Annotated in this window: 10 protein-coding genes; 6 read left to right on the top strand and 4 right to left on the bottom strand. The window is 55.9% G+C overall.

The window, feature by feature from the left end; translation table 11 throughout:
* The 4 genes from Q1Q75_RS18580 to Q1Q75_RS18565 form a co-directional block, all read right to left on the bottom strand.
* Positions 1-192, bottom strand: a 192-nt coding sequence (locus Q1Q75_RS18580; RefSeq protein ID WP_300673736.1) for an ATP-binding cassette domain-containing protein, incomplete at its 3' end; no start/stop codon positions are given.
* The gene (locus tag Q1Q75_RS18575; RefSeq protein ID WP_300673733.1) at positions 189-1,841 is read right to left on the bottom strand and encodes a hypothetical protein; all 1,653 of its coding nucleotides are present in this window, start codon (positions 1,839-1,841) and stop codon (positions 189-191) included. The genes Q1Q75_RS18580 and Q1Q75_RS18575, both read right to left, overlap by 4 nt.
* Before the next feature lie 780 nt (positions 1,842-2,621).
* Positions 2,622-3,782 carry an ABC transporter substrate-binding protein gene (locus Q1Q75_RS18570; RefSeq protein ID WP_300673730.1) on the bottom strand — a complete coding sequence of 387 codons (1,161 nt, stop codon included), beginning with the start codon at positions 3,780-3,782 and terminating at the stop codon, positions 2,622-2,624.
* A gap of 187 nt (positions 3,783-3,969) precedes the next feature.
* The gene (locus Q1Q75_RS18565) at positions 3,970-4,752 is read right to left on the bottom strand and encodes a DUF2284 domain-containing protein (RefSeq protein WP_300673729.1); all 783 of its coding nucleotides are present in this window, start codon (positions 4,750-4,752) and stop codon (positions 3,970-3,972) included.
* 888 nt (positions 4,753-5,640) lie between these two features.
* Here Q1Q75_RS18565 and Q1Q75_RS18560 point away from each other — a divergent pair.
* From Q1Q75_RS18560 to Q1Q75_RS18535, 6 genes are all read left to right on the top strand, one after another.
* Positions 5,641-6,441: a dihydropteroate synthase gene (locus tag Q1Q75_RS18560; RefSeq protein ID WP_300673728.1), complete on the top strand. Its 801-nt coding sequence runs from the start codon at positions 5,641-5,643 to the stop codon at positions 6,439-6,441.
* 401 nt (positions 6,442-6,842) lie between these two features.
* Positions 6,843-9,326 carry a transporter substrate-binding domain-containing protein gene (locus Q1Q75_RS18555; protein WP_300673726.1) on the top strand — a complete coding sequence of 828 codons (2,484 nt, stop codon included), beginning with the start codon at positions 6,843-6,845 and terminating at the stop codon, positions 9,324-9,326.
* 64 nt (positions 9,327-9,390) lie between these two features.
* Entirely contained in the window at positions 9,391-10,782 is a 1,392-nt protein-coding gene (locus Q1Q75_RS18550) for a sigma-54 dependent transcriptional regulator (protein WP_300673724.1), read from the top strand.
* A gap of 1,282 nt (positions 10,783-12,064) precedes the next feature.
* Positions 12,065-13,639 carry a BCCT family transporter gene (locus tag Q1Q75_RS18545; RefSeq protein WP_300673722.1) on the top strand — a complete coding sequence of 525 codons (1,575 nt, stop codon included), beginning with the start codon at positions 12,065-12,067 and terminating at the stop codon, positions 13,637-13,639.
* 441 nt (positions 13,640-14,080) lie between these two features.
* A complete protein-coding gene (locus Q1Q75_RS18540) occupies positions 14,081-15,508 on the top strand; it encodes a trimethylamine methyltransferase family protein (RefSeq protein WP_300673721.1) in 1,428 nt (475 codons plus the stop codon).
* Positions 15,509-15,627: 119 nt separating this feature from the next.
* A complete protein-coding gene (locus Q1Q75_RS18535; RefSeq protein ID WP_300673720.1) occupies positions 15,628-16,260 on the top strand; it encodes a cobalamin-dependent protein in 633 nt (210 codons plus the stop codon).
* The last annotated feature ends 71 nt before the right edge of the window (positions 16,261-16,331 follow it).

Below are 16,331 nucleotides of genomic sequence, written 5' to 3'. Positions count from 1 at the left end.
CAGGGTGCCAGAGGCCGTGAAGGCGAAGGGCAGCGCGCCTGAGATCCAGCTTAAGAGGGTTGATTTTCCGCTGCCCGAGGGGCCCATGAGAGTGACCACCTCCCGGGGGGCCACGGTGAAGCTCATGTCCTGGCAGAGGGTGTGGGTGCCGTTTTGGATGGAGAGATGGGAGACGGCGAGTGCGCGGGTCATGGGGTACCTCGTTTCAGTCGTGGGATGATGAGCGCCGCAGCATAGGCCAGGGCAGGCAGGGTGAGTTGCATCAGGGCGTAGATGGCGGAAAGCCGTCGGTCCCCGCCGTTTCCAATGGCCACGGCTTCGGTGGTGAGGGTGGGGATGCGGCCTCCTCCGAGCATGAGGGTCGGAAGAAACTGGGCGATGGAGACGGAAAATCCCACGGCCCAGGAGAAGAGAACCGGTCGCAGCAGCATAGGCATCTTAATGGTGAAGAAGCAGGCCAGGGGCGAGCGGCCCATGGCGAGGCCCGCCGTGATATATCGCTGATCAAAGGCCAGGTAGTTGGCGTGGAGGCAGAACCAGACATAGGGGAAGACAAAAAGAAGATGTCCCCACACCACGAGGAGCAGGGTTCCGGTCAAGCCTGCTTTAAGGGCCGCCACCTGGATCCCGAAGACCATGGGAAGTTGGGGCAGCAAAATGGGCAGGGCGATGAGCCCGAGGGGCCAGTGCCTGCGGGTGTGGCTTTGGGCCTCCAGGCTGCCGATGACAAGAAAGGAGGCCAGGGTGCTGACGATGCCCGCCACGACAATGGAGAAGCCCATGGGCCGGAAGGCATAGGGGAGTTCGGTTGACCAATGGACCCAGGTCATGCGGGAGGGGAAGGCCTCCGGGAATCGCCACCTGGCCGTGACACTCCAGAGGAGCAGGGCGGCAAAGACCAAAAGGGTCACGGCAAATCCCGTGGGGACCGAGAGGCGGGCGAGGCCTTTAAAAAAATGGCTTTCTCGCCCTCGTTTTCCGTTGAGGTGGTTGTTGCGCAGGCAAAGACCGAGGAGACGCTCGGCCGCGACCCAGAGCCCCATGAGCATCAGGGTCAGGCCCAAAAGGAGAAGGGCTCCTGCCGCCGCCCGAGGCATCAGGGAGAGCTCCGGCTCCTGAAACCAGTGAAAGACCTGAACCGCGAGGGTGGGGGGTCTGTTGGGGCCTAAGAGGATGGCCATATCCACCACCGAGAGGCTGTAGGCCATGGCGGCAAAAAGGGGAAGGCGGATCAAGGGGTAGAGCTGGGGGATAAGGAGCTTCCACCAGACCCGGTGGGGCGGGTAGCCAAAGCTGCGTCCCAGAAGGAGCTGGCGATTCACATCGATCTGGGAGAGGGCCGCCATGCACATGAGGATGAGAAAGGGGGTCTCTTTCAACGCCAGGGCCAGAGTCAGGGTCAGCCCGAAGGGGTCCTGCACGATCTGCCAGTCCGGGGGGCGGCTCCACCCGGTGAGGCCGGGGCTCACCAGCCGCATCAGCCAGCCGCTGGGAGAGATGAGAAAGGCGAATCCAATGGCAAAGGCCACATGGGGCAGGGAGAGGACCGGAGGAAGGACCCGCCTGATCCAGATCCACCAGCGGCTGTTCCAGGTGAAGGTGACCACGAGAAAGGTCAGGAAAAGAGAGAGCGCCGGGGCACCCCCTCCGGTGAACAGTGTGAGAAAAATGCTCTTTTTAAGACTCGGTTCGGCCAGGAGCAGGCGAAGAGGGGACAGGCTGAGGTGCAGATCACCCGTGACCGGGTTGGCCCCCAGGGCAGGTACAAGTACGCCCGCCACGCCAAATAGCAATGGGCCGAGGCAGAAAATAGAAACAAAGACAGGAAAAAAACGCAGCATGAGTGAAATCCGTTATGAAAAAACACAAGGTGTGCCACCTTGAACGCGGGTTTGCAAATGCGCACCGGGGCTCGTTCATTGAGGCTGAAATGCGTCCGCATTTGCGCAAGGTGTAAAAGGGTTCATCATGCAACGCAAGTGCGTGAGTCTCCGGTTATTTGATATTAACCCGGCGGTTAAACGCATGATGGTTGAGTGATGTTTTTACCCGGATAAATCAGTAGGCTTTATCCGACAGCATCGCAGGTATTTTGTCGTTGGGTTAATCATACAAAAAATGTCGTAAATATTCAGATTGTGCCTCCGGCGGACCTGCCGGGGCCAAACGTTTGCCAATGTGTATGAGCTGGGTTTGATAAATAGATCTTGATGAATGAACCCGAGAAATTCTTATTTATATACGGAAGCACTTTGCCCCAAGACACAATCCGTCTTCGCGTTTCTCTCGTTCCCAGGCTCCGCCTGGGAATGCTTCCCGGAGGCTCTGCCTCCATGCTTGAAACCCCGCAACCGTTGAACTTCACCCCTGCGCTACGGCTCTCATACCGGCAAGGCAGAGCCTTGCACCCGACGCTCCCAGGCAGAGCCTGGGAGCGAGCAAGGAGGATGTGAATTGATACGGAAGCTCATGCCTTTGCGACACCCGTTGCCACCCCTCACCGGCCACGCGAATGCGGACGCGAGGTGCATAGAGTACCCACAGCCGTAGAGCATTCGCAAACCAGCTTTCAAGGGGGCCCCACCTTGCCGCCGGAGGCTGTTTTTTTTCTCTTGCTGTTATCAATACCCGTAGCGTTTTTCCCATTCTTTTTCAATGGCGGTCATCCAGGAAGGGTGGGGTTCGGCAACGCCTGGCTGGAGGTCGGGGATGTTTGTGAAGAGGGCCTGCTGGTCGGGCGTTAATTTGGCGATATTGAGGACGGTGGGGTCGCCCCAGATGTTGGTGTCGGCTTTTCTCGCTTGGGCTTCCGGGGACATCAGGAAGTTGATGACCACCTGTGCGGCCTCTTTGGCGTCGGTGTTGTAGGGGATGGCCAGGAAGTGGCTGTTGGTGAGGGCGCCGATGTCAAAGACCAGGGACCGTGCCCCTTTGGGGAGGAGTCCCTTCTTGATTTTGGCGGGGGCGTCCTGGGGGTTGAAGCTGATGGCCAGGTCGATCTCGCCATCATCTAAGAGCTGCACCATGTGTGAGCTGCCCGTGGGGAAGGCCCCTGCCTTGCGCCAGGCCACGGGGTGGAGGGCGTCGAGCCAGCGCCACAGGGGGGCGGTGATACGGGCGACGTCGGCCTCAGAGGCCGGCTTGTACAAGGCGGCTTTGTCTTCTGCCAGCTCGATGAGAACCTGCTTGAGAAAGGACGAACCGTGGAATTGGGGCGGCCTGGGGTAGGCGATGCGCCCCGGATTTTTCATTGCGTAGGCGAGCAGGGCTTTGGCACTTTTCGGAGGAGCCGGGATTCGGTCCGCATCGTAGATGAAGTTGAGCTGCCCGATGCCCCAGGGGGCTTCCAGGCCGTCCACCGGGACCGTAAAGTCTGCGTCGACGGGCAGATTTCCCCGGTTGACCAGGCGATCGTGGGGCAGGGCCGAGGTAAAGGGCCCGTACAAAAGGCCCGCCTCTTTCATGGTTTTGAAGTTCTCTCCGTTGATCCACATCAGGTCCACAGAGCCGCCATCGTGTGTGCCAGAAATTTTCTCTGCCAGAATGCGGCTCACCATATCGGAGATGTCGGTGACCTTGACATGGATCAGTTGGATGCCGTAGCGCTTTTTCATGTTTGCCCCGGCCCACCGGATATAATCATTGATCTCTTTGCTTCCGCCCCAGGCGTTGAAGTAGACCGTTTTTCCCTTTGCCTTGTTCAGGGTCTCCTGCCAGGGCTCGGCGTGGGCGGATGAGAAGGTCAGAAGCAGGGTCAGACAGAACATGAGGCGCTTGATCATGGTTGGAATCCCTTGAAGTCCGGGTGAGGGGTGTCTGTGTCATATATAATAAGGCGTCATCCTACCATTGCACCTTCCGACCGGGCAAGCCCTTATACCCGGCAGTCTGAGGGCACGGGCTCTTTCTGGTGCTGCCGGGTGCGTCGGCGGGTTACGTCGGAAGGGCCTGCCGCTCATCCGAGGCGTGTTATGCAGCATCTCCATGAAAAAAGATGGCTCCCATGGCGCAGACAAAATGGGCGGTGTGGCTCTCACTGCTCCACTCCAGGCTGATCCCGAAGCAGTGCTTGGAGAGCTTCATCAGATTCACCCCCAGTGACTCCAGGCTGAAGATCCGCTGGTCGGGTTTGCAGCATTCGGAAATCCCCTCCTCGGCCACACAGCGATCGCACGCCATGCACTGCCCGGCTCCGGCGATGGTGTACCCGGCTTCCCGCGACGCTGACAGCTCTTCCACGAGAAAGCCCCGGACTTTTTGGAAGCAGAGACGGTAGCGGTCCTGAAGAAGTTCCCCGTCAAAGTATTCCAGGGGGAGCCGGAGGCAGAGCACCCGAGCGAAGGTTTTTCCGGCTGTGTAGTGGAGAAAGGTAGGGCTGAAGGGAGGGCAGGCGAGGTTGGTGCCGTGCTGTTTGCAAGCCTTGCACGCCGTTTTGTATTTGCTGTGATGTTCGATGGCGGACAGAGGGACCACGGCTTCATACCGTTCGTAGTAGAGGATCGTCCCGGTGGGATCCACGGCTTCACAGACGGCCATGGAGATTTCGTTGCCGGGAAGGGGGGCCGTGGACTTTTGCGAAATTTTAACCGCATGATCCCGGGCTTCCGGCCGGGCGACTTGCTGCGCACAGCCGACGCAGGTCCCTTTTCTTTCGTCTCTCCAGATTTCCAGCTCCTGTCCGCAGTGGGGACAGGGAAAAAGTTCGGGAACAGACATCAGGGTCTGATCCATTCCGGGACACCGGTCAAACATGATGGCCTCTCCTTTGGTGCATGGCACCATGGGATGTTTTACGAGTGCGGAAGATGAAAGAAGACCGCACCCCCTTGAATTTAGAGTCGGTGTTGTCGTTGCAGGGGAGTCGAGGAAAAGAATAAAAAGAGCCGGTTCGCAATGGCAATATTTGCTGTTTGCGATCAGGATTTCAGGCGAGTTGTTGCGAGGGGTATTTCTTCCTATATACCTGAAATCGTGCGTTATTGAAATCTAAAAAGAGGCCCGGTGTTCTTTGGGCGGTTTTTTCCTGGCGCTGGCGTGGGGATTTTTCGATTTCTTCGCAAATTTCTAAGGGGGGCGGGGTGGGGGGGCAGGGGAAAGAGAGGGGGAAAAGGCAAAAAGTTGAAGCCACCAGAGACGGAGGTGATGGAGCGTACACCCTTGCCAGGCAGGGATCAGCCCTTGCTTTGCCCGGACACAGGGGCGGTTGGAAGGCCGGTAGATGTAAATCCTGAGCCGCTTGGTATGTCTTGTGCATCCCTTAGCCGTGAATCACTGTCCGGTTTGACCGGAGGGTGAGGGCAGGTGTGGGTGACGGTGAATGGTTCATGCAATGGCTCCAGCAGTTGTCAGTGCAACTCCATTCCCCTGGAAGAGACGGCTTCTCTCTGTTGGTTACGGCGTGAATGCCCTTGCTTTTCATTTGCCGTGGGTGTCTTCAGGCAATCCCCTTCAGTCCAACCATTGCTTGAAGCGCCCCCCATACCCCCGCCTCCTTTTTTTTGACCGTGACAAATCAATATCGAAAGCTCTTGTTGCCCTTGCAGGGGTTCCAAGGGGCCTTCGATTCAACCGGTAACCGAACAAAGAGAGCCATTTGTTCTGTGTTGTGGCGCAAATGGCATCATTGGGAGCGACGAGCCTATGTTTACTGTCATCGGAGAACGGATTAATACCACCCTGAAAAAAGTAAAGGCGGCTGTGGCGGAACGGGATGTCGCGTACATCACCGACGATGTAAAAAAGCAGGAAGCTGCCGGGGCCACGTACATTGATGTCAATGCCGGGGCTCGAATCGGCTGCGAAGAGGAGGACATGCGCTGGCTCCTTTCGGTGGTGCAGGAGGCCACGACGCTTCCCCTCAGTCTGGACAGTCCAGATCCAGCCATTTTGGAGATGGCCTATGGGCTTGTAACGAAAAAGCCGTTGGTGAACTCTATCAGCCTGGAAAAAGATCGGTTCGACCCCATGATGAACTTTCTCAAGGGGAAGGAGTGTCGCATTCTGGCTCTTTGTATGGACGATTCCGGGATGCCAGGATCTGTGGATGACATTTTTAATCGGGCCAAGCTCCTGGTTGAAAAATTAGAAGGCATCGGGATGAAACGGGACGATATTTTTATTGATCCCCTGATTCAACCTTTGAGTGTCGCGACGGGCAATGGGGTGATGGCCATGGAGGCCGTGGCGCGCATTATGACGGAGCTCAAGGGGGTTCATACCACCGGCGGGCTCTCCAATGTCTCCTTTGGGCTTCCCCAGAGGCGCCTGGTCAACCGCAACTTTCTGGCGATGATGATGGCACGGGGGTTTGATTCGGCGATCATGGATCCGCTGGACAGCGAGTTGATGGCCGTTTTGACCACAGGCCTTGCCTTGAAGGGTGAGGATAATTTTTGCATGAACTACCTGAAAGGGGTTCGTGCGGGCAGGATTAAAGCCTGATGATATCGGGACGCTGTGTGCGTCCCCCAGGATGAACCCGGTTCGTCTGGCCCTTTGCCTGCATGGTGTTTTCCCATGGTATGGTATCGTGGGCGACGGGTCGGTCGTGCCGGATTCATCTTACAAAAACAAGAGGGGCGTCGTGCTGCGTAATTCGGGACACGGTGTGGGCTTAGTTGGTTTTTCTTCCCTGTGTGTGATACCTCTGAAGGGTCATGTCACCCATGGATACGCCCACCTGTGACGGGCCGTTTTGAGGCGGCCATGGCGGTCCGCTCTGCCGCAGGCTGCGTGGTGCCTGAGCCCTTGAGCAGGGTGTGTTTTATTTAACCCAAGGGATATGTTTTTTTGTGAAAAGGCCCCCTGTTTTTTTAATAGTTACCGTGTTTTTCCTGGGTTTGATGTTTCTGCCGGGACGGTCCCTGGTCTACGCAGGCACCCAAGTCGATCCCCTCACCTCTGAGGAGCGGCAATGGCTTACCGAACATGACGGTAAGATCCGGCTGGCCCCGTCTCCCAACTGGGAGCCCCTTGAATTTTTCGATAAAAATGGGGTCTACAATGGGATGGTCGCCGATTACATGCACCTCCTGGAAGAGCGGTTGGGCTTTCAGTTCGACGTGATCAAGATCAACACCTGGGAAAATGTGCTGACCCTGGCACGCAGACGGGAGGTGGACCTGATCAGTGTCGCTCACCAAACCCGGGAGCGAGGGAAGTATCTCGACTGGACCCCGCCTCTTTTTACCCTTTCCAATACCATTATTGTCAAAAAGAGCGTTTCGGGCGTATTGAGTCTGGGACGAATGCGACACATGTCCATCGGGGTGCCCGCCGGTTACGCTGTGTACCAGTACCTCAAGGGGACGTATCCGGACTTGAATCTGGTCCCTGTTTCCAGTGGTCGAGAAGGGATGCGCATGGTCTCCTTCGGGGAACTCGACGCCATGATCATGGAGGTCCCCAACGCCCTGTTTGTCATTGAGAACCAGCAGATTACCAACCTGAGGCTGGCGGGAACCATTGATTTTAAGGTGGAGCTGGGCATCGCAACACGAAATGACTGGCCTCTTCTCGGGACGATCATGGCCAAGGGGGTGGCTCTCATTACCCCAGAGGAGCGGGCGGCCATCTACGAGAAGTGGGTGCGCCTGGAGCAGACGCCTTTTTATCGAAACCCCACCTTCTGGACGGTGGTGGCCTCCATGCTGTTGATGGTGGTGGTGGTGATGGCGGCCGTTATCGCCATCAACCGGACATTGAAAATGCAGGTGGCCCAGCGTACCGAGGAGCTGCGATTTAATGAGAAACGGCTGGAGGCCCTGCTGCAGCTGAATCAGATGACGGATGCCTCCCTGGATGAGATCATGGCCTTTGCCGTTCAGGAGGCGGTGAAACTGACCCGAAGTCGGTTTGGCTACCTGGCCTTTGCCGACAGCACAGGCTGGCTTTTTACCTTGAACTCTCTTTCCTCTTCGTCCAGCAGGGATTGGACCTCCCGTCGGACGCCGGAAGGCTTTCCGCATGCATACAAAGGGTTGTGGGGCAACGCCCTGACCACCCAGGCTCCGGTGATCACCAACGATTATCTGACCTCGAACCCCAAGATGGCCGGGATCCCTGATGGGATGGGGTCTGTCGTTCGTTATATGAATATTCCCGTGGTGCGGCAGGGAGAGGTGGTGGTCGTTGCTGGGGTGGGGAACAAGCATGTCCCCTATGATACCGCGGATCAGCGGCAAGTCACTCTCCTGATGGCAGGGATGTGGCGCATGGTTCAGAGGCGTCGGTCCGAGGAGGCCTTGAAGCAGAGCGAAAAACGGTTTAGAGACCTGGTGGAGAGTGCCTTGACGGGCATCACCATCGTTCAGGCCGGGCAGGTGGTGTACAGCAACCCAGAGCAGAAAAGGATCATGGGTCTGCTCATGCCTTTTTCCACCGAGAATTATGAGAGCATCCACCCGGATGATGTCGAGGCGGTGAAAGCCTTTTATGGGGCCATTTACGCGGCCACCCCGGGGCTTCATGAACTTGAGTTTCGGTTCACTGCAGAGGGCGATGGAGGGCCGTTGACCTGGGTGAACTGTCGAGCCAACCCCATCGAACACCAGGGGGAGGCGGCCATGCTGATCAACAGCATGGATATTACCCGGGCCAAGGAGCTGGAGCGCCTTTTGGTGACCCAGGAAAAGATGGCGGCCCTGGGGCACGTGGCGGCGGGCATTGCCCATGAAATTCGGAACCCTCTTTCAGGCATCAACATTTATATGAGCACCCTGGAAAAGAGAATGACCGCCGGGCGAGCCATCTCTGAGATTGAACCGGTTTTCAGGCAGATTCGATCCGCCTCCGGGAAGATTGAGTCCGTGATTCGCCGGGTGATGAACTTTTCGAAACCGTGTGAACCCAAAATTGTTCTGACCCAGATCAATAAGCCGGTGCGGGAAGCCCTGGCCCTGTCCATGATGATTCTTACCAAGAGCAATATTCATGTGGAGCAGCAGATGGACGAAGCTCTTCCTTTGTGTCAGGCTGAGGCACAGCTCATCGAAGAGGTGGCCCTTAACCTGATTACCAATGCGGCCACGGCCTTGAAAGCGTGGCCCTGGGAGAAGCGGATCCGGGTTTCCACCTTTCAAAGGGACTCCACCATTGTTCTTCAGGTGGAGGACACCGGTCCCGGAGTGCCCCGCGAGGAGCGGGATCGTATCTTCGAGCCTTTTTTTACGACCAAAAACAACAGCACCGGCATTGGTCTCAGCCTTTGTCATCGGATTGTCACCGATCACGGTGGCAGCATTCGGGTCGAGGATAGCGAATCGGGTGGTGCGTGTTTTGTTGTGACCCTTCCCATGGATTCTGTGTCTGTCGGGCAGCCGGGGTAAGGGGTGTGGCAACCGGAGAGAGGCCTAATGTTTTTTACCCAGAGAGCAGGGATGATTCAGCGCGATGATGGATATCGATTTTAATATATTTATTGTAGATGATGAGGAGACCATTCGGGAGGGCATCACCCTGGCCCTTTCGGATCGCTATACACTTCAAGGCTTTGCCGACGCGGAGACGGCCATTGTGGGGGTGATGGAAGCGCCGCCGGACTTGATCCTTCTGGATATTGGTCTTCCGGGGATGGATGGGGTTGAAGCCCTGGGCAAGATCAAGGGGATTCATCCCGAGGCTCTGGTGATTATGATCACCGCCTATGAAGACATCAACTCTGTCATCACCTGTATGAAAAAGGGCGCTTACGATTATATCATCAAGCCCATCCATATGGAGGGGCTTGAGAACACCATCGAAAATGCCCTGGAGAGCATTCGCTTGAGAAAAGAGGTGAGGGCGCTTCAGGAGCGACAGCTCACGGAGAATATGCCCTGTTTTATCGGGGAGAGCAATGCCATCCATGACATCATGGAGTTTATTGCCATGGTGGCCAAGAGCCCGGATACCCCGGTGCTGATTTTAGGCGAAACCGGGACGGGCAAGGAGCTCATTGCCAGCACGATTCATTATCGGAGTCCCAATTTTAAAGGGCCTTTTGTGACGGTGAACTGCGCGGCCATCCACAAGGAGCTGATTGAGAGTGAGCTTTTTGGTTACGAGAAGGGCGCGTTCAGCGGGGCGAGTACGACGGGTAAGGCCGGTCTGATCGAGGCCGCTGAAGGGGGAACCCTCTTTTTAGATGAGGTGGGAGACATGGGGTTGGATACCCAGGCCAAGCTCCTTCGTTTTCTTGAGGATGGGGAGTTCTATAAGGTGGGCAGTACCGTGAAACGGCATGTGAAAACCCGGATCGTTTCGGCCACCAACCGGAATCTCGACAAGATGATCATGGAAGAAACCTTTCGAAAGGATCTCTATTTTCGATTGGGGGTCATTAAAATCAATGTCCCTTCCCTTAATGAACGGCGCGAGGACACGCAAATTCTCGCGCGGAGCTTTATGCAGGGCTTTTCCGAAAAATTTGGTAAACCCATCACCGGCATGACGGAAGAGGCGGAAGCGCGGCTTCTCATCTACAGCTGGAGCGGAAACGTTCGGGAGCTGAAGAACATGATGGAGCGTGGCGTGTTGACGGCTCGTGGGGAAAAACTCACCGTGGAGGATTTGGGGCTTGAGGAGGTGCGCCGGGGAGAGATCATGGAGTCCGGGCCCACCGGGTTTGCCCCCCTGCCGCCCACGGGCGTAGATATCCAGGAGGTGAGAAATGCCATGGAGACCTTTTACTTCACGGAGGCCTTGAAGATGGCCAAGGGCAATGAATCCAAGGCGGCGCGCTTGCTCAACCTGAACCACCACACCTTTCGTTATCAGCGCAAGAAAATTCTGCCCGACGATTAGCTCCGGCGCCTTTCCTTCTCCAGGGACGAGGTCGGGCGCAATGGCCCCGGGCTTTCGACGCGGTTTTTTACTTTGTGCCTTCTGTGGCCCTTCATGGGCCGCTGGAAGCACATGCTGACTCGTTCCCTTTATTTTATCCTCTTTTATTTAGGTCAGACTCCACGACCCACTCCTTTCTTATATAAAGCCCCTTTGTCCCCCCTCCCTTTATCTCAATGGTTTAAGCCGGATATTTCACGAAACGTGAGTAGAAAACGGTGAATACCATTTTACATTTTTGATATGTCCATATCTTGCCTTGGTAACAGCCTGTAATGACCTGCCATTATTATTTCGTCGTTTTCTCATGAAATATCCGGGTTAAGCCTGCTCAGACGGTGGATGCTTTACGCATGGTTTTGTGCCGGGAACCTCGTTTTGCATAATTTCGAAAGATTTGGAAAATTGTCAGATGTGAGGGGGGCCGGGACCGTTGTGAGTGAACAATCTTCAGGACATCGAATGCAGTAGAAATAAAATTCTAGTGGTGGGAAAGCCACTCCTTGCGGGCTTTTCTTATTGAATTACCCATTGTCTTCCTCCCTCCCTTTGCCATGTGGCACGCTCCATGCATTTTCCCATCGATAAAAGAAGAAGAGTCGATACCAGATGTCACCATGCGCTGGTCAGGGTTTTTTTAAAAGGGCTGTGTTGAAGAATCAAGAAATTCAAGCCCCTGGTGTTGCGATGAGACCTTTTTGAGGCAGCCATCAAAGGGGTTTTCAACGCATACCCCCTTAACGCCTTGCATGGCGACAGGAGACGGGTTGGCAGGGGTGGGTTTTTGCCTGTTTTCTATCTGCCTCTGCCCTCTTTATCCCTCACGTGGCGCGTCACCGATTGTGAAGGTATCCCACGGTTGGAGGATATGCCGCAGTTAAATTAGACGAAACGAAACGAGACGATGATGACTACTCAACCACACATCACATCGACGCGTCAGGTGCTTGCCCTGCCCTGTATCGTGTCTGCCGACGAGGTGGCCCACGTGTATCGAGCTACATTGCTGGAACCCAGCCCGAAGCCTTGTGTCCTGCCCCTTTGTATGGACGCCTGTGTGATGATCAGCGAGGAACAAGACGAATGCCTGTGTGGGAGTGAACCACACAGGCATTTTTATTATCAGAGCGTCTGCCCTGGGCAGGCTGTCTGGAAGGGGGGCGCGTAACGTCTGGAACAAGCAAACAGATGTTGTGGGTACGCAGGTCGTAAGAAGTTCAACCAATCAAGGAGGATTGACACATTGAGTCACACAACGGATAAGCCCGTACAAATCGAACCGGTCCTGTTTTTTTCAGCGCTGGTGGTGACATTGCTCACCTGTATCCCCATCGTCTTGTTTCAGGACCAGGCGTTGGTGGTGCTGACCGACATCCGAAAGTACATCACCGGGAACCTGGGATGGACCTTTATGATTTTTGCCGTGGGAGCGGTGATTTTTTTTCTCTGGCTGATTTTCGGCCCCTATCGCCACGTGCGCCTGGGTGGCCCGGACGCTAAAGCGGAGTTCAATACCCTCAGCTGGGTGGCCATGCTCTTTTGCTGCAGCATTGGTACGGGCCTCATCTACTGGTCTTTTATTGAGCCCATCTACTACATGCAGGGCCCCCCCTTCGGCCTGGAAGTTGGCTCCAAGGCTGCCCAGGAGTGGGCCGCAGCCTACGGTATTTTTCACTGGGGCTTTGTGCCCTGGGCTTTGACGGCTGTTTTCGCAGTGCCCATCTCCTACGCCTACTATCAGCGCAAGACCAAGCGTCTCAGCATTGGCGCTGCCTTTGATGGGCACGTGAAGAGCAAGCCGTTCAAGATTTTTGTGGACCTTCTGATCATGTTCGCCATCCTCGGTAACGTGGTGACGGTCCTCGGCCTCGGCACCCCGATGCTGTCGGCCACCATCGCCAAGTTTATTGGGATAGAGACCAGCCTCACCATGGACATCGTGGTGGTGGGGATCTGGACCGTCATGTTCTGCTGCAGCTGCTACTTCGGCCTCGAAAAGGGTATCAAACGGCTCAGTGACATGAACCTGATCCTGGCCTTTATCCTGATGAGTGTGGTGCTTTTGGTTGGACCTACCAGCTGGATTTTAAACACCTTCGTCAACAGCATTGGCATGATCTTCGACAACGTCATCCGCATGTCTCTGTGGACCGACACCGCGGGCGAGAGCGGCTGGCCCCAGGGTTGGACCATCTTCTTCTGGGCTTGGTGGTTGGGCGCTTCACCCTTTGTGAGCGTGTTTCTTGCCAAGATCTCTAAAGGGCGTACCCTGCGTGAGATGGGCATTGCCGTTCTCGTTTGGGGTCCATTGGGCTGCGCTCTCTTCTTCGGCGTGTTCGGCGGGTATTCTTTGTACATTGAGCTTAACGGCGACGTGTCCATGACCGCCATGATGGCTGCACAGGGTCCCGCGCAGACCATTGCCTCCCTGATTTCGGCCCTGCCCCTCGCCAAGATCCTGGCGCCCCTGTTTATCCTGTTGATGTTCATCTTTTGCGCGACCACCCTGGACTCTGCCTCCTATGTTCTGGCCACGGTGTGCACCAAAGAGCTCCCCATGGACAAGGAACCGGCTCGCTGGAACCGTATGTTCTGGTCGGTTATCAACGGTGTGGCAGCCATCAGTCTGATGTTCGTCGGCGGTCTCAAGCCGCTGCAGGCTGTGGCGGTTCTCACCTCCTTTCCTCTCCTCTTCATCATGCTTGGGGCCGGGTACTTTTTCCTAAAGGACCTGCACAAGTATGAGACCCGGTGCGGTTCGGTAATGATCCCGGCCCCCGAGTCTCTCGAGGAGGAGATAGTGAGGCAGGCCGCTTAGCCCGAATATTTCACGAGTTGGGTGCGCTCATATGCAAGGCATCAGGGCTGAAGATGTAGTGGTTTACCTCAAAGCTCTGATAACGCGGCAGATGAGTGCACCCGGCTCGCCCGAAGGGTGAGAAAATCAGACAGAATACCGTGAATTACATTTTGCATTTTTGAAACAACTGAAAATATTACTGCAAGAAACTGTAATTACAGGTTATCCTTAGTTCTGATTGTTTTCTCATGAAATATCCGGGTTAGCCCTCTCCCGTGAGGGACGATGCCAAAGCCCGGCAGCATCGCAGGCCCGGTCAGGTGGGCGGTGACTGCCGGATCTTTTGAGGTAACAAAGAAGAAACGAGGTCGAAAAAAGCAAACCATAGCAGCAGAAGGGAGGCGCGTCCCTTCTGCTGCTTTCCCCGTAACACAATCGTGTGGCAGGAGATGAAACGAGATGGCATTGGCAAATCGTATCAACGTGGTGGGATCGGATGAATTGTCCCGTATTCATGAAGCAACCGTTCAGGTTCTTGAGACGACGGGGGTTGAGTTCAAGTCGGATGAGGCCCTGGCCCTTTTCAGGGAGAATGGAGCGCAGGTGGATGGGCATCGGGTGAAGATTCCCCGAGCCCTTTTAGAAAAATCCCTGGGGACCGCTCCTTCGTCCATTACCCTCTGGGGGCGTGATGAGAAAAAGTGCGTCACCCTGGGCGAGGGCCAGACCCGGACCCATGTGGAGCCAAGCAACGGGTGCGTGTTTACCCACGACATGGATCGTGGTCGGCGTTCCTCCACCCTGGCGGACCTGATCGATTTCTATAAGCTGGCCCACCAGAGCAGTGTCTGCACCATTTCCGGCGCCATTCCCGTGGAGCCCAACGACGTGCCCATCGAAGAGCGCCATTTACGGATTTTTTTTGAGACCTTAAAGCACACCGACAAGCCCCTGAAACGAAACGTCCAGCCCGGCCACGAAATCGAAGAGATGTTTGAGATGTATGAGCTGGCCGTTGGCAAGGGGTATCTTGCCGATCATCCCAGCATCTATGCCAGTGTGAACCCGTTAAGCCCCCTTGCCTTTGATACCGAGCCGATTGAAACGATTATGACCTACGCAAGGCACCATCAGCCTGTGACGGTCCTCTCTTGCGCTCTGGCCGGTATCTCGGCGCCCATGAGCCTTTTGGGGGCAGCCGTGCTGCAGAACTCGGAGATTCTCTCCGGGCTGGTGCTCAGCCAGATGGTCACCCCCGGTGCCGGGGTTATTTACGCGCCGGCCACCGCTGTTCCCAACATGATGAATGCCCAGTACGTGACGGGATCGCCGGAATCCCATCTCATCAATATCGTGAACCTGCAGATGGCCCTGGAACTCTATCACCTGCCCACCCGCACCATGGCGGGCTTAAACGATGCCAAGGTGCCGGACGCCCAGGCGGGCTTTGAAACCATGCAGAACCTCATGCAGTGCATGTTGGGCGGTTCCCACATCATAAACGAGTGTCTCGGCGTGCTGGACTCCATTATGACCAACTCCTTTGAGAAGTTCATTATGGATGAGGAGATGATCAGCCGCGTGCTGCGTTTTATGAAGGGGGTGGAGGGGTTTCATACCGATTTGTCCACAGAGCTCATTGATGCCATCGGACCCCAGGGCTCTTTCCTGATGCATCCCACCACCATGAAGAACTGCCGAACGGCATGGCGCCCCACCGTCTCAGACTGGGAAAACCATGAGAAGTGGGAGAAGCAGGGGGCAGAAGACGCCATGACCCGTGCGAACCGTATCTACAAGGAGCGGCTCGCGGCCTGCCCTGAGTCCACACTGGACCCTGAGCTTGAAGCCGAATTGTCGGCCTTTGTTGAAAAACGACTGGGCTGATTTTTTATAGGCTCGTGTTTTATATGATTCCCCGCGGACCTGTTGCGGTTGAGACGGATCAGCAGAACTTCCCGGCCGATGGCCGGGGGTAACACAAGATAATCAATATGGAGACGTTCATGGCCGATTTAAAGACCATTACTGAGACCCTGATTGCTGGAGACGATGAAGCGCTTGTTCGGAATGTTCAGGAGGCGCTGGATGGAGGGATGAAGGCCGGAACCATTTTGTCTGATGCCCTGATTGCGGGTATGGACGTGGTGGGGAGCCGCATGGAGAGTGGTGAAATGTATATCCCCGAAGTGCTGATGTCCGCCATGTGCATGGGCGCCGCCGTGGAGGTTCTGAAACCCTTTCTCTCCGAAGGAGACACAACCTCAGCCGGCACAGTGGTGATCGGCACGGTGAAGGGGGACCTTCATGACATTGGAAAAAACCTGGTGGTGATGATGATGCAGAGTGCCGGCTTTGAAGTCATCGATCTGGGTGTGGATGTCGAGGTAGAGACTTTTCTGGAGGCGATACGTGAGAAGAAACCTAATATCGTCGGAATTTCTGCTCTTCTGACCACGACCATGCCCATGATGAAGTCTACGGTGGATCAGATCAGCGAGTCCGGATTGCGTGACGGGGTGAAGATTATGGTGGGGGGAGCTCCTGTGGATCAAGCCTTTGCCGATGCGATTGGGGCGGACGCCTATGCGGCTGATGCCGGCTCTGCAAGCAAGCTGGCCAAGGCCATGCTGGCCTGATCTCCGGGCCAGTCTTTTTTATGGATTCCGGGTGACAAAGGGCGTTGATGACGTCCTGTCGATGCGGTGAA

The organism is Desulfoluna sp. (genome assembly GCF_030145185.1).
Classification (GTDB): domain Bacteria; phylum Desulfobacterota; class Desulfobacteria; order Desulfobacterales; family Desulfolunaceae; genus Desulfoluna.
The sequence above is the reverse complement of the archived record's forward strand: the minus strand, read 5'-3'. Positions and strand labels throughout refer to the sequence as shown.